29 protein-coding genes are annotated in these 26828 nt (G+C 64.1%); 8 read left to right on the forward strand and 21 right to left on the reverse strand.

The features are described 5' to 3' along the window. Positions 1–114 precede the first annotated feature (114 nt). The 3 genes from NKH98_RS04000 to NKH98_RS04010 are packed head-to-tail and all read left to right on the forward strand — an operon-like array spanning position 115 to position 3294. Positions 115–1158 (forward strand): class II aldolase/adducin family protein, encoded by a 1044-nt coding sequence (locus NKH98_RS04000; RefSeq protein WP_352896751.1) that lies wholly within the window; start codon positions 115–117, stop codon positions 1156–1158. 1 nt (position 1159) lies between these two features. After that, positions 1160–2446 carry an FGGY-family carbohydrate kinase gene (locus NKH98_RS04005; RefSeq protein WP_352896753.1) on the forward strand — a complete coding sequence of 429 codons (1287 nt, stop codon included), beginning with the start codon at positions 1160–1162 and terminating at the stop codon, positions 2444–2446. Continuing rightward, positions 2443–3294 carry a TIGR01459 family HAD-type hydrolase gene (locus NKH98_RS04010; protein WP_352802124.1) on the forward strand — a complete coding sequence of 284 codons (852 nt, stop codon included), beginning with the start codon at positions 2443–2445 and terminating at the stop codon, positions 3292–3294. The genes NKH98_RS04005 and NKH98_RS04010 overlap by 4 nt, the downstream gene beginning before the upstream one ends. Positions 3295–3314: 20 nt before the next feature. Here NKH98_RS04010 and NKH98_RS04015 read toward each other — a convergent pair whose 3' ends face one another. The 6 genes from NKH98_RS04015 to tesB form a co-directional block, all read right to left on the reverse strand. Further along, on the reverse strand, positions 3315–4121 hold the full coding sequence (locus NKH98_RS04015) for an exodeoxyribonuclease III (RefSeq protein ID WP_352896754.1): 807 nt from the start codon (positions 4119–4121) through the stop codon (positions 3315–3317). Between the two features lie 134 nt (positions 4122–4255). After that, positions 4256–4939, reverse strand: coding sequence for an outer membrane lipoprotein carrier protein LolA (locus NKH98_RS04020; protein ID WP_254817814.1), 684 nt, complete (start codon positions 4937–4939; stop codon positions 4256–4258). Between the two features lie 133 nt (positions 4940–5072). Continuing rightward, a complete protein-coding gene (locus tag NKH98_RS04025; protein ID WP_352896756.1) occupies positions 5073–7727 on the reverse strand; it encodes an FtsK/SpoIIIE family DNA translocase in 2655 nt (884 codons plus the stop codon). A 340-nt stretch (positions 7728–8067) separates the two neighbouring features. Then, positions 8068–9390, reverse strand: a complete 1323-nt coding sequence (locus tag NKH98_RS04030; RefSeq protein WP_352896803.1) for an ammonium transporter — start codon at positions 9388–9390, stop codon at positions 8068–8070. 49 nt (positions 9391–9439) lie between these two features. Further along, positions 9440–9778 carry a P-II family nitrogen regulator gene (locus NKH98_RS04035; protein ID WP_254817816.1) on the reverse strand — a complete coding sequence of 113 codons (339 nt, stop codon included), beginning with the start codon at positions 9776–9778 and terminating at the stop codon, positions 9440–9442. 220 nt (positions 9779–9998) lie between these two features. Further along, the gene (gene tesB / locus NKH98_RS04040; RefSeq protein ID WP_352649387.1) at positions 9999–10874 is read right to left on the reverse strand and encodes an acyl-CoA thioesterase II; all 876 of its coding nucleotides are present in this window, start codon (positions 10872–10874) and stop codon (positions 9999–10001) included. 100 nt (positions 10875–10974) lie between these two features. Between tesB and NKH98_RS04045 the strand changes: the two genes are divergently transcribed. Further along, positions 10975–12219, forward strand: coding sequence for a ubiquinone biosynthesis hydroxylase (locus tag NKH98_RS04045; protein WP_352896805.1), 1245 nt, complete (start codon positions 10975–10977; stop codon positions 12217–12219). Positions 12220–12253: 34 nt separating this feature from the next. Here NKH98_RS04045 and NKH98_RS04050 read toward each other — a convergent pair whose 3' ends face one another. From NKH98_RS04050 to NKH98_RS04060, 3 genes are all read right to left on the reverse strand, one after another. After that, positions 12254–12781, reverse strand: a complete 528-nt coding sequence (locus NKH98_RS04050; RefSeq protein WP_352691681.1) for a hypothetical protein — start codon at positions 12779–12781, stop codon at positions 12254–12256. Positions 12782–12924: 143 nt separating this feature from the next. Further along, positions 12925–13281, reverse strand: coding sequence for a YciI family protein (locus tag NKH98_RS04055; protein ID WP_352479974.1), 357 nt, complete (start codon positions 13279–13281; stop codon positions 12925–12927). 2 nt (positions 13282–13283) lie between these two features. Further along, positions 13284–13502 (reverse strand): hypothetical protein, encoded by a 219-nt coding sequence (locus NKH98_RS04060; protein WP_352738329.1) that lies wholly within the window; start codon positions 13500–13502, stop codon positions 13284–13286. Between the two features lie 222 nt (positions 13503–13724). Here NKH98_RS04060 and NKH98_RS04065 point away from each other — a divergent pair, with 222 nt between their 5' ends. Then, entirely contained in the window at positions 13725–14150 is a 426-nt protein-coding gene (locus NKH98_RS04065; protein ID WP_352508948.1) for an OsmC family protein, read from the forward strand. A gap of 120 nt (positions 14151–14270) precedes the next feature. On the opposite strand, the gene NKH98_RS04070 is transcribed toward NKH98_RS04065, so the two are convergent. From NKH98_RS04070 to NKH98_RS04100, 7 genes are all read right to left on the reverse strand, one after another. Next, positions 14271–14909 (reverse strand): YceH family protein, encoded by a 639-nt coding sequence (locus NKH98_RS04070; RefSeq protein WP_352479972.1) that lies wholly within the window; start codon positions 14907–14909, stop codon positions 14271–14273. A 239-nt stretch (positions 14910–15148) separates the two neighbouring features. After that, entirely contained in the window at positions 15149–15928 is a 780-nt protein-coding gene (locus tag NKH98_RS04075; RefSeq protein WP_352479638.1) for a succinate dehydrogenase iron-sulfur subunit, read from the reverse strand. Further along, a complete protein-coding gene (locus tag NKH98_RS04080; protein ID WP_352896757.1) occupies positions 15928–16365 on the reverse strand; it encodes a DUF3052 family protein in 438 nt (145 codons plus the stop codon). The genes NKH98_RS04075 and NKH98_RS04080 overlap by 1 nt, the downstream gene beginning before the upstream one ends. A gap of 2 nt (positions 16366–16367) precedes the next feature. Continuing rightward, positions 16368–18206, reverse strand: coding sequence for a succinate dehydrogenase flavoprotein subunit (gene sdhA / locus NKH98_RS04085; RefSeq protein ID WP_254817824.1), 1839 nt, complete (start codon positions 18204–18206; stop codon positions 16368–16370). A 3-nt stretch (positions 18207–18209) separates the two neighbouring features. After that, positions 18210–18605, reverse strand: a complete 396-nt coding sequence (gene sdhD, locus NKH98_RS04090) for a succinate dehydrogenase, hydrophobic membrane anchor protein (RefSeq protein ID WP_352508952.1) — start codon at positions 18603–18605, stop codon at positions 18210–18212. After that, a complete protein-coding gene (gene sdhC / locus NKH98_RS04095; RefSeq protein ID WP_352896758.1) occupies positions 18602–19027 on the reverse strand; it encodes a succinate dehydrogenase, cytochrome b556 subunit in 426 nt (141 codons plus the stop codon). Before sdhC ends, sdhD begins: the two co-directional genes overlap by 4 nt. Positions 19028–19270: 243 nt before the next feature. Continuing rightward, positions 19271–19651, reverse strand: coding sequence for a hypothetical protein (locus tag NKH98_RS04100; protein ID WP_352896759.1), 381 nt, complete (start codon positions 19649–19651; stop codon positions 19271–19273). Positions 19652–19902: 251 nt separating this feature from the next. Between NKH98_RS04100 and NKH98_RS04105 the strand changes: the two genes are divergently transcribed. Continuing rightward, complete coding sequence (locus NKH98_RS04105) at positions 19903–20262, forward strand: hypothetical protein (protein WP_352896761.1); 360 nt, start codon at positions 19903–19905, stop codon at positions 20260–20262. Here NKH98_RS04105 and NKH98_RS04110 read toward each other — a convergent pair. After that, the gene (locus NKH98_RS04110; RefSeq protein WP_352896763.1) at positions 20246–21466 is read right to left on the reverse strand and encodes a GGDEF domain-containing protein; all 1221 of its coding nucleotides are present in this window, start codon (positions 21464–21466) and stop codon (positions 20246–20248) included. The genes NKH98_RS04105 and NKH98_RS04110 overlap by 17 nt on opposite strands. Positions 21467–21542: 76 nt before the next feature. Then, positions 21543–22739: a GGDEF domain-containing protein gene (locus tag NKH98_RS04115; protein WP_352896765.1), complete on the reverse strand. Its 1197-nt coding sequence runs from the start codon at positions 22737–22739 to the stop codon at positions 21543–21545. A 160-nt stretch (positions 22740–22899) separates the two neighbouring features. Here NKH98_RS04115 and NKH98_RS04120 point away from each other — a divergent pair, with 160 nt between their 5' ends. Continuing rightward, complete coding sequence (locus NKH98_RS04120; RefSeq protein WP_352479645.1) at positions 22900–23211, forward strand: hypothetical protein; 312 nt, start codon at positions 22900–22902, stop codon at positions 23209–23211. A 60-nt stretch (positions 23212–23271) separates the two neighbouring features. Here the strand turns inward: NKH98_RS04120 and leuC are convergent, their stop codons facing one another. The 3 genes from leuC to NKH98_RS04135 form a co-directional block, all read right to left on the reverse strand. Next, positions 23272–24681, reverse strand: a complete 1410-nt coding sequence (gene leuC, locus NKH98_RS04125; protein ID WP_352896767.1) for a 3-isopropylmalate dehydratase large subunit — start codon at positions 24679–24681, stop codon at positions 23272–23274. 249 nt (positions 24682–24930) lie between these two features. Beyond that, complete coding sequence (locus tag NKH98_RS04130) at positions 24931–25566, reverse strand: class I SAM-dependent DNA methyltransferase (protein ID WP_352896769.1); 636 nt, start codon at positions 25564–25566, stop codon at positions 24931–24933. A gap of 52 nt (positions 25567–25618) precedes the next feature. After that, positions 25619–26434, reverse strand: coding sequence for an amino acid ABC transporter permease (locus tag NKH98_RS04135; protein WP_352896771.1), 816 nt, complete (start codon positions 26432–26434; stop codon positions 25619–25621). A 140-nt stretch (positions 26435–26574) separates the two neighbouring features. On the opposite strand from NKH98_RS04135, the gene NKH98_RS04140 reads away from it, so the two are divergent. Then, positions 26575–26828 (forward strand): transposase (locus tag NKH98_RS04140; protein WP_352896773.1); only part of this gene is annotated, 254 nt, incomplete at its 3' end.

Below are 26828 nucleotides of genomic sequence, written 5' to 3' on the forward strand. Positions count from 1 at the left end.
ATAACATCACTGTTGACGTAACTTACTCGCATCTGCGATACCAGCGTCGGTCTTCGTCCCGGCGACAGGACGTCCAAAGCCGTGGCCACGCGGCCGGTTTGTGGAGGAATTTCGATGACGATCAGTGCGGATGCGCAGGAATTGGCAGCGCTGCGGTCGCTCTCCGCCGAGATCGGCAGCGACCCGCATCTGACCCAGGCCGCCGGCGGCAACACCTCGCTGAAAGCCGGTGACACGCTCTGGATCAAGGCCTCCGGCACTTGGCTGAAGGACGCGCTCACCGCGGACATCATGGTGCCGGTCAGCATCCCGCCATTGCTCTACGCCATCGAACGACGCGACCCGACCGCCGAACAGCCACAGGCCTTCACTGTCGGCGCGCTCAATCCGCGCGGCTTGCGCCCGTCGATCGAGACCACCGTACATGCGCTGATGCCGCAGCGCATCGTTCTGCATGTCCACTGCGTCGAGACCATTTCGCTGGCCGTGCAGGCCGACTGCGAGACCGAGGCCGCCAGGCGGCTCGACGGCCACCAATGGGCGTATGTTCCCTATCGCCGGCCAGGGCTGCCGCTCGCCCAGGGCATCGCCGAGCGCCTTCGGCCAGGCGTGGATATCCTGATCCTCGGCAATCACGGCCTGGTCGTTGCCGCAGAGACCGTCGCCGCGGCCGATATGCTGCTGCGCCGCGTGACACAGCTGCTGGCACGGTCGCCGCGCCAGGTGGCTGAGCCGGACACCGCGGCATTGATGGCGCTCGCCGGCGACAGCGACTACAGATTGCCGGCGGATGTCGAGGCGCACGCGGTGGCGATCGACCCCGAAAGCTGCCGCATGGCTTCGGGTGGCAGCCTCTACCCCGACCACGTCATCTTTCTCGGCAAGGGCTCGGTCGTGGCGAGGCCGGGCGAGGATGTAAAGCGCGTCATCGAGCGCTGCGGCGCCGCACCCGTGGCGATCCTGTTTCCCGGCCTCGGCGTGCTGATGCGCGGCGACGCGGGCGCCGGTGCCGACGCCATGCAGCGCTGCCTCGCCGACGTGACCGCGCGGGTCGATGTCGCAGCGAAGCTTAATTATCTGACAGCGGCAGAGAATGACGAACTGATCAACTGGGACGCCGAAAAATATCGCCAGAAACTCAATGCCGGAGGCAGCTGACATGCCGCGTTCGTCTGGCCCGCTTGCCATCGGCATCGACATCGGTACATCCGGCGCGCGCGCCGTCGCCATGCGCCCGGACTTTTCCATTGCCGCGCATTCCGCTATTGCCCTCGAGCGATTTGGGCCGAACGGCCGCGACCCCGCCATCTGGTGGGAGGCCGTCGGCGCGACGTTGGCGGAACTGCTCAAATGTATCGATCGCGCGGCAGTGCGCTCGATCGCCGTCGACGGAACGTCGGGCACGCTGCTGCCGGTCGACGGCGCCGGGCGGCCGCTGGCCGAACCGCTGATGTACAACGACAAGGTCGCTGACCACACTATTCTGAGTGAAATAGCCGGCGCAGCACCGGCAACGAGCGCTGCCCTTGGGGCGACCTCCGGTCTCGCCAAGGCATTGTCTTTCCAGCACCTGCCCGGCGTCGCCGTTGTGCTGCACCAGGCCGACTGGATCGCCGGACAGTTCTCCGGCCGCTTCGATGGCAGCGACGAAAACAACGCATTGAAAACCGGCTACGATGTCGAAACCCGCCGCTGGCCGGACTGGATCGCGGCCACCGGAATGCGCATGGAATTGCTGCCTGGCATCGTGCGGCCGGGCGATGTCACGGGCACGCTCACCGCCAGCGCCGCGAAAATGTTCGGCCTGCCGCGTGACGTGGTCGTGGTCGCCGGCACCACCGATGGCTGTGCGTCGTTCCTGGCAACCGGCGCGACGGCGGCGGGCGACGGCGTCACTGCGCTCGGCTCATCGCTGACCATCAAGATTCTCTCCGACCGGCCGATCTCGGCGCCGCAATTCGGCATCTACAGCCATCGGCTGGGTGACACCTACCTGGCGGGCGGCGCCTCGAACTCTGGCGGCAAGGTTCTGGCCCAGCACTTCCCCGTCGCCCGCATTGTCGAACTCAGCAAAAAAATCGACCCGGCGACCGAGACCGGTCTCGACTATTACCCGCTGCCGGCGCCGGGCGAACGCTTCCCCATAGCCGATCCGGCCTTGCCGCCGCGCCTCGAGCCGCGGCCCGCCGACGACGCCGATTATTTGAAAGCGATGCTCGAGGGTATTGCGGCGATCGAAGCGCTCGGCTATCGCCGGCTTGCCGAACTCGGCGCACCCCGGCTGACATCGGTCAGGAGCGTCGGCGGCGGAGCGGCCAATCCGGCCTGGACGGCAATCCGGCAGCGCAAGCTTGGCGTCGCTCTCGTGCCGGCTCTTTCGGAGGAGGCCGCCGCCGGCACGGCGCGGCTGGCGCTGATGGGCGCTAGGGCAGCGGGGCTTTTATGACGGCCAAGGCAATTCAGCACCTCGACGGCATCGCCGCGCTGGCCGAGCACTATCAGGTATTCCTGCTCGACCAATTTGGTGTGCTGCACGACGGCACCAGCGCCTATCCAGGCGCTGTCGAGGCCTTGTCGGCACTCAAGCGTGCCGGCAAGACCATCGTGCTGATCTCGAATTCCGGCAAGCGGGCGCAACCCAATGAGCGCCGCCTGCTGAAGCTCGGCTTCGAACCGGGAAGCTGGGATCACTTTGTCTCATCCGGCGAGGTGGCGTGGCGCTCCTTCCATCAAATGGCGGCATCCGGAGCCCTGCGCCCGCAGACAAAATGCCTGCTGATCCGCCGCGACAATGACCGTTCGGCTGTTGACGGCCTGCCCTTCGTGCTGGCCAAGGACGGCGACGATGCCGAACTGGTGCTGATTTCCGCCAGCGAGGGCGATCGCTACGACCTCGACCACTATCGCCGGCTTCTTGGTCCGGCGGCCGCGCGCCGGGTGCCATGCTTCTGCACCAATCCCGACAAGATCATGCTGACTGCCGTCGGCCCTCGCTTCGGCGCCGGCCGGCTCGCCGATCTCTATGAGAGCCTCGGCGGCAGCGTGGCGCGCATCGGCAAGCCCAATCCGCAGATATTCGAGGCAGCGCTGGCACTGGCGGGTCACCCGGAGCGCGACAGCGTGGTCTGCGTCGGCGACAGCGTCGAGCACGACATCGCCGGCGGCAACGGCGTCGGCGTCGCGACAACGCTGGTCCTGTCGGGCATATTGGCGGGGGCGCCTGACCTGGACGACGTTTTCGCCGCGCTCAACGCCCGTCCCGACTACATCGCGGATAGCTTCAGGTTTCGTTGAGTTGCTAAGGCGAGATAAAGCTAATCGAGGTTGAAACGCCCGATCACCGGCACGTGGTCCGAGGGTCGTTCCCAGCCGCGTGCCGGCCGCAGGATTTCATAGCCGGCAAAATGTGGCACCAGGTTTGGCGACGACCAGATATGGTCGAGGCGGCGGCCACGATTTGAGGCCTGCCAATCCTGGGCGCGATAGCTCCACCAGGTGTAGAGTTTCTCCTCGTAAGGCACATTGAGCCGCATCAGGTCGACCCAGTCGCCGGAGAGCCGCATCGCCTCGAAATTTTCCGTCTCGACCGGCGTATGGCTGACGACGTTGAGGAGCTGCTTGTGCGACCAGACATCGTGCTCGAGCGGCGCGATGTTGAGGTCGCCGACCAGGATCGAGCCGGAGTGCTCGTCATGCTCGGCCCGCACGGCGTTCATCTCGGCAACGAAATCGAGCTTGTGCTTGAACTTTCGGTTAACGGCCGGGTCGGGCTCATCGCCGCCGGCCGGAACGTAGAAATTGTGCAGCAGGATCGTTTTGCCGCCGGCCTTGACGGTGACCGACAGATGCCGGCTGTCGTCGATCTCGCAGAAGCGGCGCTTTTCGACCACCTCGATCGGACGGCGCGCTATGGTCGCAACGCCGTGATAGCCCTTCTGGCCATGGAAGGCGATGTGCTCGTAGCCGAGCTTGCGGAACGCCTTCTCCGGAAACAATTCGTCCGGAACCTTGGTTTCCTGCAGGCAGAGCATGTCCGGCGCCTGCTCTACCTGCTGGCGCTCGACGATCGGCATGCGCAGTCGAACGGAGTTGATGTTCCAGGTAGCGACGGAAAACGGCATGTGGGGTTCCGGACAACGCAAGATCCGCCGGATGGCTCCGACGGAAGTCAATCGCGGAAACTACTGCCAGCCGCGCACCGCAAAAACAAGCCGCCCGCACCAACGCGGAAAAGCCATCCCGCAGCAGTAGAAAGTTACCGCGTCTTGGTGTTCAGCTCGCGGTTCGCCGTATAATCGATGGCGAAGGTGTCGGGGGCGAAGCTGACGCCCTCCTTGGTGTTGAAGATCATCACCGTTGTGTCCTTGCCCTGCGCATCGGTGATGGTCCACTGCCGCAATTCATAGGATTTCGGATCGAACATCATGGTGATCTTCGAATTGCCGAACACCGATTTGTCGGCAAGCTGGATGGTGGTGAGATCGTTTTCTTCCTTGACGCTTCTGACGCGCCCGCCCGACAGATCGATCTTGTCGTCGAGCAGCAGCTTCAGCGGCGTCTTCGACAGCGGATAGAGGTCGGAGGTCCGCAGTTTCTTGTTGAGGATGACCACCGACTTGCCGTCGGAAATCACCCTGAAATTCGAGGCGCCGTCATAATTGAAGCGGATCTTGCCCGGCCGTTCCAGAAAGAACTTGCCGCCGGTCTGCTCGCCCTTGGGCCCGAACTGCACGAACTCGCCGCTCATCGATTTGACCGAGGAGAAATGATCGGCGATCTTCTGCGCCGTCGCCGGAACCGCTGCTTGCGCCGACGCCAGCAGCTGGAAGCCGGGCACGACATTGGCGGCCGCCGCACCGGCCAGGACCAGACCGAGGCCGAGCACCTGCCGGCGGGTTGGGGCGAAATCCCTTTTTGGGGCGAGAGTTGCGTTTTTCATGCCGGTCACCATCATCTGATTGCTTGCTCGTTATATTGGTCTGGCCCCCCAGTTGGGCTTAAGTTTGGCGGGCCGCACGGCGCTCATCGTTGCAACGCGCCAAAAGGTTCAAAGTTGCCGGCGCGGATGTGCTCTAGAACTTGTCGTCCTCCGTCGGCACCAGGATTTCGCGTTTTCCGGCATGGTTGGCCGGGCCGACAATGCCTTCCTTCTCCATCTTCTCGATGATCGAGGCGGCGCGGTTGTAGCCAATGCCGAGCCGGCGCTGGATGTAGCTGGTCGAGGCCTTGCCGTCGCGCAGCACCACCGCAACCGCCTGGTCGTAGGGATCGTCGGAATCCTCGAAATTACCGCCGTCGCCGCCGCCACTGCCTTTGCCCGTCGGCTCGTCGTCATCCTTGTCGTCGTCCTCCGTGATGGCGTCGAGATATTCCGGCACGCCCTGCAGCTTCAGATGCGCGACGATCTTCTCCACCTCGTCGTCGGAGACGAAAGGACCGTGCACGCGCTGGATGCGGCCGCCGCCGGCCATGTAGAGCATATCGCCCATGCCGAGCAGCTGTTCGGCGCCCTGCTCGCCCAGGATGGTGCGGCTGTCGATCTTCGATGTCACCTGGAACGAGATACGGGTCGGGAAATTCGCCTTGATGGTGCCGGTGATGACGTCGACCGACGGCCGCTGCGTTGCCATAATGACATGGATGCCGGCGGCGCGCGCCATCTGCGCCAGGCGCTGCACCGCGCCTTCGATGTCCTTGCCGGCGACCATCATCAAATCGGCCATCTCGTCGATGATGACGACGATGTAGGGCATCGGCTCGAGGTCGAGGTTCTCCGTCTCGTAGATCGCTTCGCCGGTCTGGCGGTCGAAGCCGGTCTGCACGGTGCGGGAGATCCTTTCGCCCTTTTTCTCGGCCTGCTGCACGCGCGCGTTGAAGCCGTCGATGTTGCGAACGCCGACCTTCGACATCTTGCGGTAGCGGTCCTCCATCTCGCGCACGGTCCATTTCAGCGCCACCACCGCCTTCTTCGGATCGGTGACCACCGGCGTCAGAAGGTGCGGGATGCCGTCATAGACCGAGAGTTCCAGCATCTTTGGATCGATCATGATCAGCCGGCAGTCCTGCGGCGTCAGCCGATAGAGCAGCGACAGGATCATGGTGTTGATGGCGACGGACTTGCCCGAGCCGGTGGTACCGGCAACCAGCACGTGCGGCATTTTGGCGATGTCGACGATCACCGCCTCGCCATTGATGGTCTTGCCCAGCGCCAGCGCCAGCTTGGCCTTGGTGGTCTCGAAATCGCGGCTGGCCATGATCTCGCGCAAATAGACGGTCTCGCGCCTGGCGTTCGGCAATTCGATGCCGATGGCATTGCGGCCCGGCACCACGGCGACACGGCAGGCGATGGCGCTCATCGAGCGGGCGATGTCGTCGGACAGGCCGATGACCCGCGACGATTTGATGCCGGGCGCCGGTTCCAGCTCGTAGAGCGTGACGACCGGACCCGGACGCACATGGATGATTTCGCCTTTGACGCCGAAATCCTCCAGCACGCCCTCGAGCAGGCGGGCGTTCTGCTCCAGCGCGTCCTTGGACAGGCTTGCGTCGCGCACCACGTTCTTCGGTTCCGACAGGAAATGCAGCGACGGCATCTCGAATTTCTCCGAGCCGATCAGCGACGTCTGCGCCTCGCGCTGGACGCGGGCGCCTGGTGCCGGCCGCGGCGCCGGCGCCTCGACGCGCGTCGCCGCGTCGGAGCGGAAGTTCTGCACCTTTGCCGTCGGCGCGGCGCGGCGCTGGCCGGCCGGCTCGGGCGCGAAATCCATGTCGTCATTGTCGTCGTTGTCGAAGACGTCGGCATCGTCGGGGTCGATCGAGGCACTGCGGTCGTTGACCATGGCGGCGAAGAATTCCGGCTCGACGCGGGCGCGCCCGCCCGGGCTCATCCGCGCCTCGGCGAACTCGGCCGATTCGACCCGTTCGGCCGCCCGCCGCCAGGCGCTGGGGCGCGGTTCCATCTCCGGTTCGAAATCGTCGCGCTCGCGCCGACGCGCGGCGCGGCGGCGCAGATAGGCCCGCAGCGACAGCCACCAGTGGGTGATGGCGCCAAGCGCCAATATGCCTTCGTCGCCCTCGTCCTCGTCATTGTCGAAAAGCAGGTCGTCCTGCGGATCGGGCGCCGCAGGCTGTTCGAGGACGGCAAAGCCGTTCTTGCGCGAAATCAGCGCCGAGCCATACAAGAATACCCACAGCGCCGGCGCTGCCAGGAGCACGGCGAGCACGCTGGCGACGAGGCCGGTCGGATAGCCGCCGATGATGAGGCCTGGGATATTGAGCACCATATCGCCGAATACGCCGCCGAGGCCGGTCGGCAGCGGCCAGGTCTTGGGCGGCACCACGCAGCCGGCGATTGCCGCGCCAAGCAGCGAAAACCCGAACCAGGCGAGCGCCCGTTTCGGCAGCCTGTCGACGCCGCGCGCGGTAAACAGCAGAAATCCCCAGATCACCGCCGGCACCAACGCCGCAACGGCGGCAAGCCCGAAGAACTGCATGGCGATGTCGGAAAAGACGGCGCCCGCATAACCCATGGCATTGGTGACGATATTATCGGTGGCGTGCGAAAAGCTCGGATCGGCGACGTTCCAGGTGGCAAGGGCGGCGATGCCGAAGCCAACCAGAGCAAACAGCCCGGCACCGACCAGCCGCCCCACCTGGCGCCTCGCGAACGCCCGGATGCCGTGCCCCGTATCGGCCAGCGCAAGCGGTGCTGAAGCCCCTGAACGCATGCTCTTCCTCGTCTGTCGTTGCCCGGCCGGGCGCGGACGCGCAACACGGCAGATTCGGCTGTCAGACTAGCGGCGGGAAGGTTAAGGGCGCATTAACCATGGGCAATCTGCGTCACCGGAACGGGCGACCTCCACCACAGTTCGGAGCCGCTGCGGCCGATGTTTCACGCCGCCGGCCGATCGAGCACCTTGATCAAGCGACCGCGATCGAGCCATCACGGCCATCCGTGCGCAAAAAAGAGGCCCGGAAGGTTTCCGGGCCTCAAGGCGTGAGTCCTTTCGGGAGCGTCACGACGGGATCTTCCCGGCACCGGCAAAACGCCGATGCCGGCCAATGCCTTTACGGCACCACTTCGCCGTGCTGGCTGATGTCGAGGCCTTCGACCTCTTCCTGGGTGGAAGGACGCAGGCCGACCAGCGCCTTGACGATGTAGAGGATCACGAAGCTCGCGATCGCCGTCCACAGGATGGTGAAGACGATACCGTAGAGCTGCTTGCCGACAGAGGCGCCCGAGCCGAGGCTGTTGATCGCCGGATCGGCGAGCACGCCGGTCAGCAATGCGCCGATGATGCCGCCGATGCCGTGCACGCCGAATGCATCGAGCGAGTCGTCATAGCCGAACGCGTGCTTGAGCTTGACGGCCGAGACGTAGCACAGCACGCCGGCGACGATGCCGACGATGAAGGCGCCGGTCGGATTGACGAAGCCGGAAGCCGGCGTCACCGCGACCAGGCCGGCGACGGCGCCCGAGATGATGCCGAGAACGCTCGGCTTCTTGGCGACGATCCATTCGGCGAACATCCAGGCGAGCGCCGCAGCGGCAGCGGCAACCTGGGTGTTCAGCATCGCGGCACCGGCAAGGCCGTCGGCGGCCAGTTCCGAACCGGCGTTGAAGCCGAACCAGCCGACCCACAGCAGCGAAGCACCGATTACGGAGTAGACGAGGTTGTGCGGCGCCATGTTGGCGGTGCCGTAGCCTTCACGCTTGCCGAGAACCAGCGCGCAGACCAGGCCGGCAACACCGGCATTGATGTGAACGACCGTGCCGCCGGCGAAATCGAGAACGCCGGCTGTGCCGAGGAAGCCGCCGCCCCACACCCAGTGCGCGATCGGGGCATAGACCACCAGCAGCCACGCCCCCATGAAGATGAGCAGCGCCGAGAACTTCATGCGTTCGGCGAAGGCGCCGGCAATCAGCGCCGGCGTGATGATGGCGAAGGTCATCTGGAACATCGAGAAGACGAACTCAGGGATGTTCGCCACGCCCGGCAGCCACAGCGACGAGGTGGTGATGCCGTTGTGGAAGAACTTCGAGAAGCCGCCGAGATAGGCATTCATGCCGCCGCCATCCGAGAAGGCCAGCGAGTAGCCGAACATGAACCACAGCACCGTCACCAGGCAGGTGATGGCAAAGCTCTGCATGATGGTGGCGAGCACGTTCTTCTTGCGCACCATGCCGCCATAAAACAGCGCCAGGCCCGGTATGGTCATCATCAGCACCAGCGCCGTCGAGGTCAGCATCCAGGCGGTGTTGCCGGTGTCGAGCGCGGGCGCTGGGGCAGCCGGTGCTGCCGGTGCCGCTTCCTGCGCGAACGCAGCAACCGTGCCCAGTGCAGCGAGAGCGAGCGAGCCCAAAACGGCCGCGCGTCCCGTTATCTTCAAGGTGGAAGGAATATTCATTGAACTCTCCATTGGAATACGTATCGGCGGCTCAAAGCGCGTCGGTGTCTGTTTCGCCGGTGCGAATGCGCACCGCCTGGTCGATGCCGAAAACGAAGATCTTGCCGTCGCCGATCTGGCCGGTCTTGGCCGCGGCGGTGATGGCTTCGACCGCCCTGTCGACCATGTCGACGGCGACCGCGACTTCAATCTTGATCTTCGGCAGGAAGCTGACCGCGTATTCCGCCCCGCGATAGATTTCCGTGTGCCCCTTCTGGCGTCCGTAACCTTTTACTTCGGTGACGGTCAGGCCCTGGATGCCGACCGCGGTGAGCGCCTCGCGCACCTCGTCGAGCTTGAACGGCTTTATGATTGCCATCACGATCTTCATAAGGTTTCACCCTTTGCTGTTGCGGGTCCCCGCGTTTTGCACGACTTCGCCGATCCCCATGAGAGCCGGAGAGTGCCCGCTAGGATTCAAGCTCCGTGCCAATTGCCGAAGCAGGGTGTTAAACTGTTGTTAAACAACGAAATCGGGAAGGTTTGCCGACTGCCTGTTCACAGTCGCGGCAGTGCATATGATTAAAAAATAGGCAAATTTCGAAAAATGCCTACTCCGCAGGCGGTCGCTTCAGCCGGATGAGTCCTTCTTGGGCAACCGAGGCGATCAACGTGCCGTCGCGGGCAAACAGCGAGCCGCGGGTAAAACCGCGCGATCCTTGCGTCGACGGGCTGTCTTGCGTGTACAGCATCCAGTCGTCGAGCGGGTGGCTGCGGTGGAACCACATGGCATGGTCGAGGCTGGCTGCCTGGATATCGCGATCGAAAATGGCGCGGCCATGGGCAAAGGTTGAGGTGTCAAGCAGCGTCATGTCGGAGAGGTAAGCGAGCACAGCCGCCTGCGTGGCGCGATCGGCCGGCACCGGACCGGTGGTGCGGATCCAGATGTTCTGCTTCGGCTCGAGCTTTTCCCGGCTGGTATAATGCTTCAGCATTACCGGCTTCATCTCGATCGGCCGGTCGCGCTCCCAATAGCGCTTGATGCCGTCGGGCACCGCTTCGCCAAACTTGCCCAGCAATTCGCGCTGCGACAGCAACGTGTCGGGCGCCGGCACGTCCTGCGGCATCGGCACCTGATGTTCCAGGCCGACCTCATCCTGCTGGAACGAGGCTTCCAGCGAAAAGATCGCCTGGCCGTGCTGGATAGCGACGACGCGGCGCGTGGTGAAGGAGCCGCCGTCACGGATACGGTCGACCTCGTAGATGATCGGCACCTTGGTGTCGCCCGGCCGCATGAAATAGCCATGCAGTGAGTGCACATAGCGCTCGGGCTCGACCGTTCGCTGTGCGGCGACCAGCGCCTGGGCGATGGTCTGGCCGCCGAAGATGCGCTGCCAGTCGAGCTTGGGGCTGCGACCACGATACAGGTTGTGTTCCAGCTGCTCGAGGTCGAGAATGCCGAGAAGCTCGTCCATGGCTGCCGTCATCTTGACCTCGCCGCAAAATTACCATGGCGGTTTCCGACAGGAACAGCGGGCAGTCAAGGGCGGAAAGCCCGGCGACGGTCAGGCTGCGAAAGGAATTGCGATGGTGGACAGCAAGAATTCGCTCGACGTTCTTGTCGCCGGCGCCGGCTATGTCGGCCTGGCCGCCGCCGTATCGCTGAAGCAGGCGCGGCCGAGCCTTGCCGTTGCCGTCGTCGATGCAGCACCCGCCGGGGTCTGGCGGAAGGACGGCCGCGCCTCGGCGATTGCCGCCGCCGCGTGCCGCATGCTCGACCAGCTCGGCGTCTGGAACGAGATCGCGCCGGAGGCGCAGGCGATCACCGAAATGATCGTCACTGATTCGCGCACATCCGATCCGGTCCGCCCGGTGTTCCTCACTTTCGATGGCGAGGTCGCGCCCGGCGAACCCTTCGCGCATATGGTCGCCAACAAGGATTTGAACGGCGCCTTGCGCCGGCGCGCCGAACAACTCGGCGTCGGCATCATCGAAGGCGTCGCCGTCAGCGCCTTCGACATCAACGGCGCCGGCATCACCGTGCATCTTGCCGACGGCGCGACGCTGAAGGCGCGGCTGCTGGTCGCCGCCGACGGCGTCAACTCGAAGCTGCGCGACATGGCCGGCATCAAGACGGTGAAATGGGAGTATGGCCAGTCCGGCATCGTCTGCACGGTGGCGCATGAGCGGCCGCACAACGGCCGCGCCGAAGAGCATTTCCTTCCCGCAGGCCCGTTTGCCACGCTGCCGCTCAAGCCGGGCAAGGACGGCACCAACCGCTCGTCGATCGTCTGGGTCGAACGGTCGCACGATGCCGACAAGCTGGTCAGTGGCGACACCCTGGTCCTGGAATATGAGCTCGAGCAGCGCTTTGGCCTGAAACTCGGCGAAATCCATATCGCCGACAAGCCGCGTGCCTGGCCGCTTGGGCTGATCATTGCGCGCGCCTTCGTCGCGCCGCGCATCGCCTTGGCCGGCGACGCCGCCCACGGCATCCACCCGATCGCCGGCCAGGGTCTGAATCTCGGCTTCAAGGACGTGGCGGCGCTAGCCGAAGTGGTGGTCGAGGCCGACCGGCTCGGCCAGGACATCGGCGCGCTGGACGTGCTTGAGCGCTACCAGCAATGGCGGCGTTTCGACACGGTGCAGATGGGCATCACCACCGATGTGCTGAACCGGCTGTTTTCCAACGATTTCGGCCCGCTGCGCACTTTGCGCGACATCGGCCTCGGCCTTGTCGAGCGCATGCCGCGGCTGAAGGGGTTCTTCATCCGCCAGGCGTCGGGTCTGTCCGGCGACACGCCGAAACTGTTGAAGGGCGAGGCGATCTAGGCCCGGCAAGCGCGCGCGTTTTACTGGCGTTCGGTCAGTTGACCTCAAAGCCTAGCTTCTGGCGCAGCCGGAGCATGCGCTGGTCGGGAATCGGCAGGTTTTGTCCACCAGCTTCCGCCGCACGGCTGACCATTCGCAGCAGATCGTTCCTTTCAGCTGCGTCGAGCCGTTCGCGCAGGAACGGTGCCAGCTTGTCGATGACGACCGTGGCGTCGTCGATTTGCGATGCCGCCCATTTGGCGTAGATCACGGCTTCATCGGTCTGCTTTTTGTCGGCGATCTCCGAGATCACCGATCGAATGGCGGCTTCGCGTTGCGGCAGCACAGGACCATGCTCGGAAACAATCGCGGTGATCAGCGTCGCGGCGGCGACGACCGGATCGTCGATCGCCGTCAGCGGCGAGAGCGCCGCCTGCGTGCGCAGCTTCTTGCGGCGAATATTGCCCTGGACGCGGCCAACGACGTCGGCAACCTCACGCGCCGCGTCGTTCATGATCTTCAGCCGGTACCACCAGAACGCCGCTGCCCCCAGCAGGCCGATTGCAGCAATCAATATATGCATACCCCAAGATCCCCAATCTCGGGCGACGATAGAAGAAGTATTGCTTCGCTTCAACACGCAAAAGTTGCATCGATCGAAGAAAACGAAAGCCTGCGCCAGTCATCGGCCGCCATCACTTTGCCAAGGATCTTATCGGGACACCCCTACGACCCCGGCACGTTGTAGATCGCCCGCACCTCGATCGTGCCGATTTCGGCCAGCGGGATTCCGCCGGCGATCTCCAGCGCCTCGTCGAGATCCCCGGCCTCGATCATGACGAAACCGAGCAACTGCTCCTTGGTCTCGGCGAAGGGGCCGTCAGTGACCAGCCGCTTGCCCTGGCGCCGGCGCACGGTCTTCGATGTCTTCACCGATTGCAGCGCCTGCGCGATGATCAGGCGGCCGCTTTGCGCCACCGACCTGTCATAGGCCAGCGAATCGGCGTCGAGCTTGGCCAGCCTCGCAGGCGTCATTGCGTAGAGATCTTTTTCTTCACCATAGACCAGGCAAACGTATCTCATCTTTACCTCCATTCCTGGGTTGGACCGTAGGGCGAGGCGACGGACACGTCAGCTGGGCCTTTGGCCGCTGCATAGTCGAGAAAGGACACCGTAATGCCGATGATGGCAATCGCCGCAAGCAGTCGTCCGAAGCCGGAAGGCCGCAGGCGCGACCAGTCGGCTTGTTGTTCACCGGCCATGTGGCTGGTGCTTGTCCAGTGAGCAGAAAACAGATTGTTCATGTGGTCCTCCATCCGGCCACCAATTCCATGGCCGCCCGCAGGACGGCCGGGACAGATGGAAGTCGACATTTTTGCATGCGTATTTTTTCGAATTTTTTTCGCTCGAACATGGTGTGTCACGCTGCCGCCGATACGAAAGCGTGGGTGGCCTTCGCTCCGGCGCGCGCTATAGTCGACCGGACGCCGACTACGGGCTCAATCACGACAATCAAGGAGGAATTGATGGACCGCACCGCCAACGCCGTTTGGAAAGGCAGTTTCAAGGAAGGCAAAGGCACGCTCGATACCCAGAGCGGGACGCTGAAAGGCACGCCCTATTCTGCCAAGATGCGTTTCGAGGACGAGAGCGGCAAATCCGGCACCAACCCGGAAGAGCTGATCGCCGCCGCCCATGCCGGCTGCTTTGCCATGCAACTTTCGCATCTTCTTGCCGAGAACGGCACTCCGGCTACCGAGCTCGACGCCAAGGCCGTGGTGACACTGGTCCCCGGCACCGGCATCACCGGCAGCGCGATCACGCTGGTCGGCAAGGTACCGGGCATCGATGCCGCCAAATTCCAGGAACTAGCCGAAAAAGCCAAGGGCGGATGCCCGGTTTCGAAGGCGCTCGGCGCCATCAAGGTATCGCTCGACGCCAGACTCGGCTGACGGGCGAGGTTCGGGGCAATCGGTTCAGACAGATGGACCCAATTGACTTGGGACGCCAATTGTTAAGGCCGGCGCTGCCCCTCACCTTGAGGGCGCTGTCCGCCAACGTCTCGAAAATCCTTATCGCCCATCGCCGGTCAGCGCATCCAGGCGGGCGCGCAATGCCGCGACCTCCTCCTCGAGGGCCTGCACGCGCGTCTCCAGATCCGAGGCCGGCGAGGACGATTGCAGGGGCGCTGCTGCAGTCGACAGCTGCACCGGCCCGCTGAGCAGATGGACATAGCGATCCTCGCGCTGGCCGGGGCCGCGATCGATCTGCTGCACCAGCGGCGGCCTTCGGCCGATCAGCAGATCGAGATTGCCGCGAAGCTCGTCGATCGACGGCAACCGCGCCAGGCGCTCGCTTCGCGCCAGCAATTCATAGGCCGTCTGCGGGCCGCGCAGCAACAACAGGCCGAGCAGCGCGATCTGCGCCGAGGTCAGGGAAAAGCGCTGTGCCACGACATGCTCATAGCGCTCGACGCGCGACGCGAACACCTGCCTGACGAGGCCCTTCTGCTCGAGCTGGCCAAGCGCCCGTCTGACCTCGGCAAGCTCGACCGACATCACCGGCTCGCGCGCCGTTTTCTGGTTGGCCGCCGCATGTGCTGCATTGAGCGTCAGCGGATAGACGTCGGGCGTCAGTTCCTTCTTCTCGATCAGGCAGCCGAGGACGCGCGCTTCGATGGGAGAGAGGATGGGAAGGTCGGAGTCGGTCATTGGATCGGCTATCCTTCTGAGGCCGGAGGGACAGCACCCCCCTCTGTCCTGCCGGACATCTCCCCCGCAAGGGGGGAGATCGGCAGCTTCAACGCTGTGCGTCCATTCTTGCAATGATGGAGATTAGCGAAAGCCAAGATGACGGCCAATCTCCCCCCTTGCGGGGGAGATGTCCGGCAGGACAGAGGGGGGCGCGAAGGATCGCTACGGACAACATGATCGGCAAAGCCGATCACCCCCTATACCCGTCGCTCCACCATCATCTTCTTGATCTCGGCGATCGCCTTGGCCGGGTTGAGCCCCTTGGGGCAGGTCTGGGCGCAGTTCATGATGGTGTGGCAGCGATAGAGCCGGAACGGGTCTTCGAGATTGTCGAGCCGCTCGCCCGTCGCCTCGTCCCTGGAATCGATCAGCCAGCGATAGGCCTGCAGAAGCGTCGCCGGGCCGAGATAGCGATCGCCGTTCCACCAGTAGCTCGGGCAGGAGGTCGAGCAGCAGGCGCACAATATGCACTCGTACAGCCCGTCGAGCTTTTCGCGGTCCTCGTGGCTTTGCAGCCATTCCTTGGCCGGCTCGGGCGACACCGTCTTCAGCCACGGCTCGATCGAGGCGTGTTGGGCGTAGAAATTGGTGAGGTCGGGCACGAGGTCCTTGACCACGGCCATATGCGGCAGCGGATAGACCTTGATCGCGCCGGAAATGTCGTCGCAGCCCTTGGTGCAGGCCAGCGTGTTCGATCCGTCGATGTTCATGGCGCAGGAGCCGCAAATGCCTTCGCGGCAGGAGCGGCGCAAGGTCAGCGTCGGATCGATCTTGTTCTTGATCCAGAGCAGCGCGTCGAGCACCATCGGCCCGCAATCGTCCATGTCGACGAAATACGTATCCATGCGCGGGTTCTCGTCATCGTCCGGCGACCAGCGGTAGATGCGGTATTCGCGCAGATTGGTGGCACCCTCCGGCTTCGGCCAGGTTTTTCCGGCCATGATTTTCGAGTTTTTCGGAAGCGTGAGTTCGACCATTACCTCAGGTCCTTTCGGATGACGAGCTTCAGCCCGGACCAGATCTCGTTCACGGCGGCGACCTTGACGTCGACGAGGTCGAGCTTCAGCGCCTCTGTACGGATAACGTCCTCGGTGACGTCGGTCGGCACTTTCGATGCCTTCTTTGGCCAAGAGACCCAGACCATGCCGTCCCGCTTGATCGCCGCTTCGATGTCGCCAAGACGGTCCTCGATCTCGACACGCTGCCGGGTGAAAGCATGCACGGCATCGTATTTCTCATGAACGCCCGAAATCGCCGACCAGTTGGCCAGCCGGTCGAGCTCGGCAAAGTCCACGGCTTCGGCAAGGTCGTCCAGCTCGGCCGGCAAGGCGACGAAGGCGGCAATCATCCCGTCCTTCAGGCCGAGCTTGGCTGGAAGGGGCGTGCCGGAATATCCAGCTGTCGCCAGCGCCATCCTCAATACACCCTGGCCTTCGGCGCAATCTTGGCCGGATTGATGCCGCCGTCTGCCTCCTTGAGCAGCGTCTCCGTGTGCACCGGCCGGTAGCTGAGCGCCACCTCGCCGGCCTCGTTGAGCCGGGCCAGCGTATGCTTGCGCCAGTTGGCGTCGTCGCGGGCCGAAAAGTCCTCCCGCGCGTGCGCGCCGCGGCTTTCCTTGCGCGCCTCGGCGCCGTAGACGGTGGTGATGGCGTTGGCCATCAGATTTTCCAGCTCCAGCGTCTCGACCAGGTCGGAGTTCCAGATCATCGAGCGGTCAAACACCTTGACGTCCTTGAGCTCGCCCCAAAGCTGCGAAATGCGCCTGCAGCCGCTTTCCAGCGATTCCTGGGTGCGGAACACCGCCGCGTCCTCCTGCATCGCCTTCTGCATCTTTTCGCGCAAAACCGCTGTCGGCGTCGAGCCGTTGGCGTGACGCAGCCGGTCGAAGCGGTCCATGATCTTTTCGACGGCGGCCTCGTTGGGCGAAGGGATCGCCGATGTCCGGTCGATCACCTGGCCGGCCCGGATCGCCGCCGCACGGCCGAACACCACCAGGTCGATCAGCGAGTTCGAGCCCAGCCGGTTGGCGCCGTGCACCGAGGCGCAGCCGGCCTCGCCGACCGCCATCAGCCCGGGCGACACCTGGTCCGGGTTCAAGGCAGTAGGGTTGAGCACTTCGCCCCAGTAATTGGTCGGCACGCCGCCCATATTGTAATGGACCGTCGGCAGCACCGGGATCGGCTCCTTGGTCAGGTCGACGCCGGCAAAGATCTTTGCCGATTCCGAAATACCCGGGAGCCTCTCGTGCAGAACGGCCGGGTCGAGATGGTCGAGGTGCAGGAAGATATGATCCTTCTTCGGGCCGACGCCGCGGCCCTCCCTGATCTCCAGCGTCATACAGCGCGAGACCACGTCGCGCGAAGCCAGATCCTTGGCTGACGGCGCGTAGCGTTCCATGAAGCGCTCGCCCTCGGAATTGACGAGATAGCCGCCCTCGCCGCGCGCGCCCTCGGTGATCAGGCAGCCGGCGCCGTAGATGCCGGTCGGGTGGAACTGCACGAACTCCATGTCCTGCAGCGGCAGCCCTGCGCGTGCGGCCATGCCGCCGCCATCGCCGGTGCAGGTATGCGCGGAGGTGGCCGAGAAATAGGCGCGACCATAGCCGCCGGTCGCCAGCACCACCATTTTCGCCGAAAAGCGGTGGATGGTGCCGTCGTCGAGGTTCCAGGCGACGACGCCGGTGCAGGTGCCGTCCGGCTCCATGATCAGGTCGAGCGCGAAATACTCGATGAAGAACTGCGCATTGTGCTTCAGCGACTGGCCGTAGAGCGTGTGCAGCATGGCGTGGCCGGTGCGGTCGGCGGCCGCGCAGGTGCGCTGCACCGGCGGCCCCTCGCCGAAATTCATCATCATGCCGCCGAACGGCCGCTGGTAGATTTTCCCGTCCTCGGTGCGGCTGAAGGGGACGCCGTAATGCTCGAGCTCGTAGACTGCCGCCGGCGCTTCGCGCACCATGTATTCCTGCGCGTCGGTGTCGCCCAGCCAATCCGAGCCTTTGACGGTGTCGAAGAGATGCCACTGCCAGTTGTCGGGACCCATATTGGCGAGCGAGGCGGCAATGCCGCCCTGCGCCGCAACCGTATGCGAGCGCGTCGGGAACACCTTGGTGATGCAGGCGGTGCGCAGGCCCTGCTCGGCCATGCCGAGCGTGGCCCGCAGGCCGGCGCCGCCGGCGCCGACGACCACGACGTCGAATTTGTGGTCGACATAGCTATAGGCGGAAGCCGTGTTGGCGTTCTTCGCGTCCTTGGCCAAAACTCAGCCTCCAAATGCCAGTTTAAGCAGGGCGAAGACCGAAGCGACGCCGACGACTACGGGAAAGAATGTGTTGAGGGCGAGCAGCGCCAGCCTGGCGCCTTCGCCATGCACATAGTCTTCGATGATTGCCTGCATGCCGAGCCGCATGTGGTAGAGCACCGACAGCAGCACCAGCGCCAGCACCAGTGCCACGAATGGATTGGCAAGTGCGGCGCGCACCTCGATATAGCTGGCGCCGTTGAGTGCGATCAGGAAGCCGACGAAGAACAGGACCAGCGGGATGTTGGAGATCGCCGTCAGCCGCTGGCGCCAGAAATGGCCGGTGCCCTCGCGGGCGGAACCGAGGCCGCGGACCTTGGCCAGCGGCGTGCGCATGTCGGTGTTTTTGCCGCTCATGTCAGGCTCCCCCGCGCCATGTAGCCGGCGATCCAGATCAGCAGCGTCAGCATGACCGAGCCGGCCAGCGTCGCCCAGGCGATCCTTGACGCGGTATGCTTTTCCAGCCCTGCCCCAGTGTCCCAGATCAGATGGCGCACACCGCCCAGCATGTGGTGCATCAGCGCCCAGCTGTAGCCGAACAGCACCAGCCGTCCCAGCCACGAGCCGAAGGCCCAGTTGACGGCATTGAAGGTCGCCTCCGAACTCGCCGCCGCCATCAGCCACAGCGCGACCAGCAGCGTGCCGAAATACAGCGCCCCGCCGGTGATGCGGTGGACGATCGACATCGTCATGGTGATCGGCGGCCGATAGACGGTCAGGTGCGGCGAAAGCGGCCGTTCACGTCTGGCAAATTCGCGGGTGGCTGGTGATTTGCTCATGGCTCCCCCAGTTCGGCGTCTCTGGAGCCTCAGGCGGGAATGCGGCATTGCCGCTTCCGGTTGCGACTTCGGACAGCCGGTTTCTAATGCTCTTTTTGCACCGCGTCAAAGCCGGAAAACCGTTTCGAAAACGTAATTTAGTCTGATGAAAGCGAGGCTTTCAGCTTCAATCGATTAGGATTATCGCCTTGAGCCGGCACAATGTCGCTGCACTGCAAAATATGGCTGCCATAAGGGGGCGGATCAGCGCTTGCAGGCCAGCGGTGAGGCACCGCCCTTCATCACCAGCGCGTCACGCCCGTCGATCACGATTGCGTCATGCGCCTCGCCGTAACGGCTGGTCTGATTGGCCGGTGAAGCCGGCAGCTCGGCGCTGGTGCCGTCCTGGCCGAGCACGCGCACCGACGTGCCAAGGTTCTCGATGGTCATCACGCTACCGTCGGCGCAGTTGTAAGTAGCGATGCGCGGCTGCGGTGCCGTCGGTTCGCTGGCGGCGGGAGCAAGCGACACGGAAGCGGCGGCCGTATTGCCGAGCTTGGGCGCGCTGGTCTGCGGCGCGCAGGCGGCGGCAGCCAGTAGCGGCGGAATGGCCAGCGCCATCCGAAACCTGCGGTGTAATCTCATGCTGCTTTCCCCCGCGCATCGAGCCCGCAGCGATGCTCCGGAAAGCCCCGGATTTTCATGCTTTTTGAGTCGCGCCCGATGCCGGCGATGGTGGGAACAAGGCATGGCCGAATGATGGCCGGTGGGCGATCGGGTATTAACCATATTTTCCGAGACCTCGCCCCGGCTGCGGTTGCCCTCTTAACAAAGGTTAATAAAAGGTTAATTTCTGATTCGAGGAGGCTTGCCTCTCAGCAATGGAGCAGCACGCCATGCATTCGAATTCAGCAGGATCGCGCCTTGCCTGGTTCCTATTGGCGGCGCTCGCCGTCGGCGTCGTCGCACCGGCATTCGCCGGGGCGCGCCATCATGACCGCGTCTATGCCGATTCCTTCGGCAATCTCGTCATCGACAGCGCCGCCGGCTACAAGCGTATCCTCGTTGGCGAGGGCAAGCTGGCCAAGGAGTTGTCCGACTACACCGGCGCCGGCCAGCCCGACGTGATCTATGAAAACGAATCGGACGATGTGCGCGGCGGCGACTGCTACAGGCCGCCGGTTTTCGTCAAGGGCCGCAGCTATATGTACGGCCTCTCCGACGGCGAGATGCCGGAGCTCAGCCCCTGCCGCTGACGGCCACGCCGCCCTTGGTTGACGGCGCCGGCAGGGCAACAGCCGGCCCCACAGAGACACGCACGCAATCGCGGCCGCTGCCCTTCGCCTGATAGAGCGCTTTGTCGGCGCGCCGCAGCAGGTCGGAGAAGCTTTCGCCCGGACCAAGCTCTGCAACGCCGAAGCTGGCGCTGCAGCGGTGATTCGCGGGCAGGCAGTCGATCGGCGTGGCACCGAAGGCGCTCCGCGTGCCCTCGGCAAAGAGCCGGGCGGCGGCTAGATTGGTCCCTGGCAGGAAAATAGCGAATTCCTCGCCGCCGATGCGTCCGGCGACATGATGGTCGGCCGCGGCATCGCGGAGAAAACCGGCAAAGGCCTCGATGACCCGATCGCCCGACGCGTGGCCGTAAGTATCGTTGATGCGCTTGAAATGGTCGAGATCGGCAATGACCAGTGCCGCTGGAACGGCGCGCCGCATGGCGTCGCGCAGTGCGATCTCGGCATGGCGCTCGAAGCCGCCACGGTTGAGCAGCCGCGAAAGCGTGTCGGTTTCCGATTTCGACGTCGCCTCGGCGAGCACGTCGCGGACCAGGATAGCCAATGTCACCAGCGCAAGCGCCAGGCCGAACACGGTGCCGACAGACTGCGACACCAACGCATAGCTGGTCTGCGCATAAGATTGCGGGTTGGCACCCCAGCCCCCAAGCGCATGGGCGATGAAGGGTTTGCTGGCGAATTGCAAGGTGCTGGCCGCCAGGACAGCCATCAGCATATAGTCGAGCCGCTCGCGTCTTTGCCTGGACGACAAGACGATCGCCAGCCCGGTGAATTGGGTGGCCGCATAGGGAAGCTGGTAGGCCGCCATTCGCACAAAGGACTGGCGTGGCAGATCCTGGACGAAGTAGACCGCGAGGGTGGCGAAGACCAGGAAGAGCAGCATCGGCGGCCAAGGCGGCGAAACGCGGTATTTATGGGCAAGCCCGCCATTGAAGGCGATGGTAGCAGCAAGGAAAGCGGCAAAGGCGGCGACAACTACGGGGCGCGCATTGTCGAAGGCAGGAATGCTGAACTCGATCGCGAAATAAGCCATGCCGAGCACATAGCCGAACGCTAGCCAGCGCGCCGACACCCGGCCGGCGTCATAGACCGCGATCGTCATGAAGGCCGCCGCCAGCAGCCCGGCAACGAACAGGTTGATCAGCAGGATGAAATTAGCGCTGCCCATGGCGTTTTGGCACTCCCCCCGAACAGCAGATCACCAACGCGCGAAAAAGACGTTAATTCGAAGCCGCCGCTGACGCTCAGCCAGCACTGGTCCGATTGGGAAGGACGACCGTTTCAGGCCGCTGATGGGACAGGCACACGCTGTCGCGGCCATTCCTTTTGGCTTTGTAGAGCGCTTCGTCGGCGCGGCGCATCAGCGGGTCCAGCCCTTCGTCGCTGGTGCGGGCGGCCACGCCGAAGCTCGCGGTCACTCTTGTCTCGGGCGGAAGCCCGTCGATTCGGCCCGCCGAATAGAGCGTGCGAATGGTTTCGGCATACAGTCTTGCCGCGCCAAGGTCGCTGAGCGGCAACAGCACGGCGAACTCTTCGCCGCCGACGCGGCCGGCAACGCCGCGCGCACCTGCAGCCGACAGAAGCTTGGCGGCGAAATCGACGATGACGCGATCGCCGGCCGCGTGGCCATGCTGATCGTTGAGTGCCTTGAAATGATCGAGATCGGCCAGCACCAGCGTAACCGGCAATCGCGCCGTGGCACAGTGCTGCAGCACCAGCGTGGCGCGCTCCTCGAAGCCGCGGCGGTTGAGCAGGCCCGACAGCGGGTCTGTCAGGGTTTCGGTCTTCAGGGCCTTCGTCACATCGAGCGCGGCGGCGCCAAACAGGCAAAGTGCAATAAGCAGCGACAGCAATGCATGCGACAGCAGCGCCGTCGTCCAATAGGAGGAGGTGTAAAGCCCTTCATAGCTGGTGAACGGCCCATGCGCGATGACGACGGCAAGGGTCCGCGCCAGGAAGTTCATGCCGGAAAGCAGCGACAGTACGAACAGGACCATTTCTGTCGGGCCGTTGTTGCGCACTGCGCGCAACTCGGCGGCAACAACCAGGCTGATGCCGCCGAAGCTGAAATTGATGGCAAGGATGCGCCAGGTGAGATCCGGCCGGGCAAAAAGAAACCACGAGAACGCGGCCAGTCCGCCGCAGGCCAGAATGCCGACCGCCGTGTAAGGCACGCGCCGCCCATAGCGCGCAATGACCGCGCCGGCGAGACAGCAAGTGGCAAAGGTGAAGCACAGGATCGAGATGAGCTTGGTGGGCGCCATACCGACAGGCAGCGTGAAATACTGGAGCAGGAAGCCTGCGGCCGAGGCCGAGTAGCCCGCCGCCAGCACGGCCAGATAGGGACGGTGACGCTGATAGAACCACAGCACGAGAAATGCAGTGCCGAGTGTGAGGGCGATGCCTGGATTGAGCAGCGCTATGAGCAGGCCGGTGTCCAAGCGCTGTAATTTCCCCTCGCTTCCCTCAGGAGACGTTAGAGCGGAAGCCCAAACAAGCGGTTAAGCGAAAGCGAATATACGACAGGTGCGTCGACGCAGCCGCTGGGCGGAACCGCGAACGGCGAGCGGCGTTTCACGACGGCAACCAGGAGACGCTCCGATGGCCGACACGATCATGCTGACCGATCACGATGCAATTCGCTCTTGGGCGGCGGCGCGCGCCGGCTTTCCGGCGATCGTCGACGTGTCGCCCGAAGCCGGAACGCAGCCCATGCTGAGGCTGGTCTTCGGCCAGCATGCCTATCAGGACCAGGATGAGCCCGAACGTCCGGTCAATGCCGGCGGCTATGAACTGGTCGAATGGGATGAATGGTTCAAACTCTTCGACGAGCGCCAACTGGCGCTGATCGTTGCAAAGGACCAACCCGGCCGACGTGAGGGATTTCACGAATTCGTCAGGCGGCCCGGCTGAAGAATGCCCGAACCGCATTGCGGCTCGGGCACTCTCATATCCGACAGGGCGCGCCCTGCGCTATTTCCACTCGCGGATGTCGACGAAATGGCCGGCAATTGCCGCCGCCGCCGCCATTGCCGGCGACACCAGATGGGTGCGGCCCTTGAAGCCTTGGCGCCCTTCGAAATTGCGGTTCGAGGTCGAGGCGCAGCGCTCATGCGGCTTCAGCCGGTCGTCGTTCATGGCAAGGCACATCGAGCAGCCAGGCTCGCGCCAGTCGAAGCCGGCCGCGACAAAGATCTTGTCGAGGCCTTCGGCCTCGGCCTGTTCCTTGACCAGGCCGGAGCCCGGCACGATCATCGCGCTGACCCGCGGATTGACCTTCTTGCCTTCGATCACCTTGGCGGCGGCGCGCAGATCCTCGATGCGGCCATTGGTGCAGGAGCCGATGAAGACGCGGTCAAGTTCGATATCGGTGATCTTGGTGCCCGGTGTCAGGCCCATATAGTCGAGTGCACGCTGCTTGGACGTGCGCTTGTTCTCGTCGGTGATGTCGTCTGGGTTCGGCACGATGCCTTGAACCGAGACAACGTCTTCGGGCGAGGAGCCCCAGGAGACGATCGGCGGCAGCTTTGCCGCGTCGAGCACGACGACCTTGTCGAAATGCGAGCCTTCGTCGGACTGCAGCGTCTTCCAATAGGCGAGCGCGGCATCCCAGGCTTTGCCCTTGGGGGCGCGCGGCTTGTCCTTGACATAGGCGAAGGTGGTCTCGTCCGGCGCGATCAGGCCGGCGCGCGCGCCGGCTTCGATCGACATGTTGCAGATCGTCATGCGGCCTTCCATCGACAGCGCACGGATTGCCTCGCCGGCATATTCGATGACATAGCCGGTGCCGCCGGCTGTGCCGATCTCGCCGATGATGGCGAGGATGATGTCCTTGGCGGTGACGCCTTCCGGCAGTGCGCCGTCGACGCGCACCAGCATGTTCTTGGCCTTGCGCTGGATCAGCGTCTGCGTCGCCAGCACATGCTCGACTTCCGAGGTGCCGATGCCGTGCGCCAGCGCCCCGAACGCGCCATGCGTCGAGGTATGGCTGTCGCCGCAGACGATGGTCATGCCGGGCAGCGTGAAGCCCTGCTCGGGACCGATGATGTGGACGATGCCCTGGCGGATATCCTTCTCGGAATAATATTCGATACCGAAATCCTTGGCGTTTTTGGCCAGCGCTTCGACCTGGATGCGGCTTTCCTCGTTCTTGATGCCGAACTTTCGCTCCGGCGAGGTCGACACGTTGTGGTCGACGACAGCCAGCGTCTTTTCCGGATGCCGAACCTTGCGGCCGGTGATGCGCAGGCCTTCGAAAGCCTGCGGGCTGGTGACTTCGTGGACGAGGTGGCGGTCGATATAGAGCAGGCAGGTGCCGTCGTCCTGGCGGTCGACGACATGGTCATCGAAAATCTTGTCGTAGAGGGTGCGCGGTGCGCTCATGTGCGTAAATCCGTCGATTTAAAAAGGGAAAAGGACGCCGGTCGGCCCGGCGAAACAGCCTGGCGAGTCCGCCCTAGCGAAGTCGGCTGGTCAGCGCCCCGCAGACGCGCGCGGAAAATCGCGACGGCAGGCGTTTCCTGTCCTGCAGCACGAAACCTTTATAGGCCGGATCGCCAAAAAGCTCTTCCATGGCGCTGCTCATATCAATGTTTTGGCTTTTCAGCAATCGCGTCTGCTTTCGCAGACGCTTCACAGCACCTCGAACACAAACGTCTTCACCAGCGCGTCGGGCTCGGCGATCGCGTAGCAGCGGAACCATGGGCTCTCCTCGACCGGCCGCCATTTTTTCGCCTGCTCCAGTTCGCCAAACACGGCCTTGAACCCGCTGCTTTCAAACACCTGGTCACGGACCGTAAAGATGGCGTGGCCGCCCTTCCGGGTGATGCGCACCAGCTCATGCAGGCCCGACGCCGGCGCGTGGCTGATGGTGAACACGCCGGTCGAGAAAAAGGCGCGGAAATAGCCGTCCGGCCAGGGCAATGGCCCGCCGAGCATCGCCTGTTTCAGCTCGCTGTAGGCCTGCCGGCTGCCGGCGATTTTCAGCATGTCCTGCGACAGGTCGAGCCCGGCAATGTCGTGGTAGCCGAGCGCCTTGAGCGACGGCCCCGACAGGCCGGTGCCGCAGCCGGCGTCGAGCAGCGGTCCTTCGCCCGGCGGCACGTAGCGCGCCACCCAGGCGGTGATCAGGAACGGCAGGAGATAGCCGAGCGCCGCGGTTTCGCCGTCATAGGTCGCGGCCCATTGCGCATAGGCCTTGGCGAGCGCCTCAGGCGTGTCGGCCGTGTAGACCGCTTCAAGCGCCGCATTGGCTTTGTCGATGATCATGGGTCCTCCCCGGTCGCGTCCGCTCGATGGTAGCGCCGTCTTTGCCTGCCTTCTATTCCCCATGCTGGTGGCGCAGCCGCTTCTCCAGCGTCCGCATGGCCAGCGACAGGCCAACGGTCAGGATGAGATAGATATAGGCGACGATCGAATAGGTTTCGAAGAAGCGGAACGAGCCGGCGGCGTAGATCTTGCCCATCTGGGTGATGTCGGCGACGCCGAGCACCGAGACCAGCGAGGAATCCTTGACCATGGCGACGAAATCATTGCCGAGCGGCGGCAGGATGGTGCGGATCGCCTGCGGAAAGACGACCAGCCGGAAGCGCTGCGTGCGCGTCAGCCCGAGCGCCTTCGCCGCCTCGATCTGGCCCTTCTCGACCGCCTGGATGCCGGCGCGGAACACCTCCGAGATGAAGGCGGAATAGCCGATGGTCAGCGCCATGACGGCGCGCCATAAAAGCGAGACGTCGCGTACCAGCAGCTCACCGAAAAGGCCGGCGCTTTGCAACGGCGCCGTCAGCGCGTTCCACGCCGCGACGAAGACCGGCGCGCCGGCAAAGGCGATCCAGAACAACAGCACCAGCATCGGTACGCCGCGGATGATCTCGACGTAGAAGCGGGCGATCTGGCTGAGCCAGCGTGAGCCTGACAGGCCCATCAGCGCGACGCCGAGCCCGATCGCGCAAGCCAGCGCAAAAGCGACCACGGTGACGAAGATGGTGACGCCGATGCCCTTGGCGACGGTTGCGAAGACCTGGGCATAGAGGTCGCTGGCAACGATGAAGACGGCGGCGGCCAAGGCGATCGCCACGGCCAAGGCAAGCCACCACGGGAAGTCGGATTTGGCCGAGGCGAGAGGCGGCGACGGCATCAAGCGGTACCGGGGACAGAGTCACGAAGGCAGCGTTCTGTCACACCCCCCTCTGGCCTGCCGGCCATCTCCCCCTCAAGGGGCCTGTTGCGTAATTCGCTGATTGTGATTCTCTGAGACGAAGGTCGGAGGGAATCGCGATGGCAGTGAAGCAGATGGGCCAGTTGAGCTTGGCGGAGGCTTTTCTGGGCGGCAAGTTGGCTGGCGGTTCTTCACCGCTTGATCGATTGTCGGGTCTGGTGAAGTGGTATCGCTTCGAGAAGCTGCTCAACCCGCTGCGCGATGGCGGACCCGGGCGCGCAGCTTGGCCACCGCTGGTTCTGTTCAAGGCGCTTTTGCTGCAGTCACTCTACGGCCTGTCGGATCGCGAACTTGAGGAGGCGCTTGGCGACCG

The organism is Mesorhizobium sp. M0833 (assembly GCF_040319905.1).
Taxonomy (GTDB): domain Bacteria; phylum Pseudomonadota; class Alphaproteobacteria; order Rhizobiales; family Rhizobiaceae; genus Mesorhizobium.